Source organism: Undibacterium sp. GrIS 1.8 (assembly GCF_040544445.1).
Taxonomy (GTDB): Bacteria; Pseudomonadota; Gammaproteobacteria; order Burkholderiales; family Burkholderiaceae_D; genus Undibacterium.
Genome location: NZ_JBEONQ010000113.1, coordinates 1 through 2,745 on the forward strand (window position 1 = coordinate 1; position 2,745 = coordinate 2,745).

The 2,745-nt window shown below is 52.0% G+C and carries 1 protein-coding gene; it reads left to right on the plus strand.

Translation table 11 applies throughout. The features are described 5' to 3' along the window. On the plus strand, positions 1–2,604 hold a 2,604-nt coding region (locus AAKU64_RS22280), incomplete at its 5' end, for a Tn3 family transposase (protein WP_354363073.1). Between the last annotated feature and the right edge of the window lie 141 nt (positions 2,605–2,745).

Below are 2,745 nucleotides of genomic sequence, written 5' to 3' on the forward strand. Positions count from 1 at the left end.
CATCAACAGCTCGCTCAAGAAACGCTAGGCTTTGGTTGGCCTACTGATCACCAGAGGCGTTCCTTTGTGCATGCCTTGCGCGATGAAGCCATCCGATTTAGTGACAAAGATCAACTGCTTAATTTTGCCCGGCGCTGGCTGTATGACCGCCACTTTCTCATTGAGCATGACCGCGCATTGCGCAGTCAGATCGTCGCAGCACTAAATTTGCTTGAAGCGGAAACTGGCGCGACCATTGCGACAACCGTCCCCTGTGCCTTGTTGGATAAGTGGCACGACAGTTTGGCCCAATTTCGTCCAGATGGTCAAATTCAACAAAGCTGGTTATGGGAAGCCCCTGCCAAACATTCGACTGTACAGATTTCCCAAGTGTTTGAACGGCTCAATCTGCTCTACAGTCTCGATATTCACAAGCACTTGGGTGACTTGAGTGATCTCATCGTGCGCAGGTATGCTCGTCAATTGGCCAATCGGCCGCCATCGGTGGGTGCCAGAATTAAAGAACCCAGACGGACCGTAGAAGTGGCGTGTTTTCTGCGCTACTGCTTATTTACCACCACTGATCAGGCTATCTCGATGATTCAACGCCGAGTGACGGATCTGTGGCGTTTGGCAAGAGATGAAGTGCCTGATACCGTCAACTGGGCAGTGCTCTATAAAAAATTAATCGCAGATTTGGCTGGATTGACTGCACAGGGCGACCTCACCAATGACCAGTTGCGCTTGCGCGTGATAGAACTGGTTCAACTCAATGAACAAGCCAAACCACCGAGCCGTGCTTCCTTGGTACGCGAGCGTCTATTTGATGGAATTCGACCAGTACGCTCTTTGTTGGCCGAAATTGGTAAGTTGCCCTGGCAAGCTGACGAGGGAAATCCGGTTCTCGCTGCTCTCAACGCGCTTCTCAAATTGTATGCTGACAAAGTGCGGGAGCTGCCAGCGGAGATGAACGTACCTCATCTTGGGCGGGTCTGGTTATCGGCGATTACAGGTGAAGACAGAGACAAGGCGATGCGCGCATTAGAGGTCGCCACCTTATTTTCGTTGCGTCGTTGTATCCGTAATGGCTCGGTATGGGTGAATCACAGTCTTCTTTTTCGTGGACGGGCGCGCCTATTTTTTACACCAGAACGCTGGGCAGCGGAGTCTAAACGACACTATACTCGGTTAAATTTGCCGCCCAAGGCAAGCACGTTTTTAGCCCCGCTACTTGTCCGAGTACGTGCTGGCGTGGCGGCTGTGGCACAAGCCGCCAGAGAGGGCAAACTACGTGTTGATGATGAGCTACATCTCACGGCAATGCCTGCCGAAGATGAGGATCCTAAAGTCATTGAGCTACGTAGTCAGCTCGACAAGCGGCTGGGCGAGGTACAGTTACCTGAGGTTATTTTACAAGTGGATGCCCAGGTTCGGTTCAGCTGGATCATGTTGGGACGCGAACCACGTTCGACTGAAGAACTGCTGATGGTCTACGCCGGCATCTTGGCACACGGTACCAGCCTAACATCGGCCGAATGCGCGCGAATGATACCGCAGTTGTCGGCCGTCAGCATTCGTCAAGCAATGCGCTGGGCAGGCGACGAACGCAGGTTGAGTCAGGCCTGTAGCGCAGTGCTGGAATTCATGCAACGTCAACCGATTGCCGCAACTTGGGGACGATCAGACCTGGCATCTTCGGACATGATGAGTATGGAGACGACCAAACGCGTTTGGCAAGCCAGACTTGATCCCCGGCGCAACACGCCTTCCATTGGAATTTATTCTCATGTGCGCGACCGATGGGGTATTTCGTATGCCCAACCTTTTGTGTTAAATGAGCGTCAGGCTGGGGTTGCGATTGAGGGGGTCTTACGTCAGGAGCGAATGGAAACCAGTCAGTTGGCAGTGGATACCCACGGCTACACTGATTTTGCAATGATGCTGGCGCGCTTGGTCGGCTTTGATCTTTGCCCTCGTTTGAAAGAATTAAAACAACGCCATTTATTTTTGCCGCGTGGCATGGATATTCCAGCTGAAATTGCTGCGGTATGCGATGCGTCCATCGACATCGATTTAATTGAAAAACATTGGGATACTTTGGTGCATTTGGCGGCATCGGTGATGAATGGGAATGCCAGTGCAGTGGCGGCATTGGCGCGATTTGGTTCTGCTGCCCGTGGTGAACCAGTCTATGAAGCGGGTGTTCAACTCGGACGATTACTGCGCACCGCTTTCCTGGCCGACTACTTTGTGAATACTCCCTTCAGGCAAGAACTGCGTCGGGTACTTAACCGTGGTGAGGCAGTCAACGCTTTGAAGCGTGCCATCTATACAGGACGCATCAGCCCGGCACAGGCCAAGCGAGCAGATGAAATGCAGGCGGTGGCCGACGGTTTGAGTTTGTTAGCCAACACCGTAATGGCATGGAATACGATGCAGATGCAGGGAGTAGTGAATCGCTGGGCAAATCGACGGCAAATCATTGAGGCAGACATTATGGCCAAGATCGCTCCGACGCGCCTAAGCGGTATCAATTTACGGGGAGTTTTTAGGTTTCCAGTGGAGCGTTACGCTGCAGATTTGATGCCTTCACTGGTACCGACGATAAATGCAGTGAATAGCTAAAACCGGCGACAGTTTGACGCCACATAACCGATGAAAAACAACGAGCTGAAACCTTAATGAAATCATTGACTTACAGAACTACCCCCACGCCAGTGCTCGATCTCCTACCGTCACTTATTGCACCTAAAACAAATCGACCCC